Source organism: Bartonella sp. AP57NXGY (genome assembly GCF_042195805.1).
Lineage (GTDB): Bacteria > Pseudomonadota > Alphaproteobacteria > Rhizobiales > Rhizobiaceae > Bartonella.
The window spans coordinates 2,097-3,803 of sequence record NZ_JBHIOZ010000119.1; the positions used below are offsets into that span (position 1 = coordinate 2,097).

A 1,707-nucleotide genomic window follows, 5' to 3' on the forward strand; every position below is an offset into this window, starting at 1 on the left:
AACAAGACAATAGAGTAGAAGGTCATCAATCGCTCTCCCTCCATGATAAGTGGTGGAATCGTCATTATATAAGCTTCGGCAGAAACGACGATGAATCCAGCAATGGTTGCATAGAAGAAAATTTGTTCGGCTGGAGTAATCTGTATCATAAGTAGTATGAACAGGACAATATGCAGTAGCATGAAGATGAAGAGAGCTGTGGTGGCAAGTTTTATTTTGTCGCAGCGATCAAGTAAAACGCCTGCAAGGATGCCGAAAATTGGCCACGCTAATGAGAAGAGACCTTGCGCCCAACTTACTCCGACTACGCCATATCCAGATTGTCTTGCTAATAGCGGGATGGCAGTGCGCAAAGCACCGCTGAGTAAGGCGAGCAGACTAACGGTTAGGCAAAAATAGCGTATGTTCTTGTTGGCAAAAAGCGTGAACATTCTGTTCTCCTTAAGATGCCACACAGGTTTCCGCTGGTCCATCAAGTACGGCGGTTGTATTCAGCATGTTTGCGACATAGCCGTCCAAGATATTCCTATCTGCCTGAGGTAGAAGAAAATACATAAGGTTGGAATACCATTGCCAACCACGCTGAGTCAGCTGGAGATCGTTATCACTTTCTGCGATGAGACCTGCACCTATGAGCTGTTGTAGGTTATTGTAAACGAAAGAGGGGAGTGCGGTCCAGTCAATTCTTTCTTTTTTGGCATAACCGTTATAAGGTAGCCTCATACACAAAGCCTTGGAGGCTTGTTGCTCTGCTGATACCCAATTGTAGTATACTTTGGATTTGCCTTTAAGTTGTATGTCGGTAATGTATCCGCTTCGACTGGGATTGGCTCGTGTGACGAGTGAGCCGAGAATCGACATTGCTGACGCCCCGAAGCCAACCACATAATCGTCATGATAACCATGCAAATATTTGTGATAGCGGAAATAATTAGCTGAACTCGTTTTAGCGAGCGTTAGAGGAGTGTTATTGGCAATTTTGATATAGGAATGCCCATTACACGGCGCATAGCCGCAGCTGCGCATAACGATGTCGCTAAATAAGCGAAGCATCTGTCGATGCTGTAGGCTGGATGGCTTTAGCCCTTTTTGTGCGTAAGACTTATGCAGTTGCGACGTGATAGCCAGATTGTTAATTGCATAGAGGTTGATGGTTTCAGGGTGAAGCTCGCTGGCTTGCTTCAAATCGTATAATAGTTCTTCGGCTTGCTGGCTGTGCATGCCATATAGTAGGTCTAAACCGACATGTCCAATTATCTCTTGTGACCAAGCTACGGTATTGTTGATTTGTTCACGTGTTGAGGTGAGGTTAAACAATGATCGGAAACGCTCAATGAAACTCTGTATACCGAAGCTGATCCGGTTAACGCCGATCTCACGGGCAGCATAAAGTTTATCACGTGTGACGCTCTTCGGTTCGCTTTCCAGTGTAAGCTCAGTTAAGGAAGAGAGCTCAAATTCGGCATGCAATACTTTTCCGATGTGGCGGATATTATCTGCAGACAAAAGCGACGGTGTGCCGCCCCCTATATAGATGCTGCGGATGGGCCCTCTAAGCGAGCGAATGAAATTTCCTTTGTTTCTGATCTCTGTGGTAAGCGCTGACATATAAGATTCGATTTGCTTAACGTGCTTGTAGGCCCCTTTCTGAAAGGGACAGAAGGAACAGATGGTTTCACAAAAGGGAATATGCAAATAAAGAGAAAT

At 45.3% G+C, this 1,707-nt stretch carries 1 protein-coding gene and 1 pseudogene; both read right to left on the reverse strand.

Annotation, left to right across the window (positions count from 1 at the left end; genetic code table 11):
* A pseudogene (locus ACFIL8_RS08220) lies at positions 1–431 on the reverse strand (MFS transporter); the annotation flags it as partial.
* A gap of 10 nt (positions 432–441) precedes the next feature.
* Positions 442–1,707: coproporphyrinogen-III oxidase family protein (locus ACFIL8_RS08225; RefSeq protein ID WP_375689386.1), on the reverse strand; the 1,266-nt coding region annotated here is incomplete at its 5' end.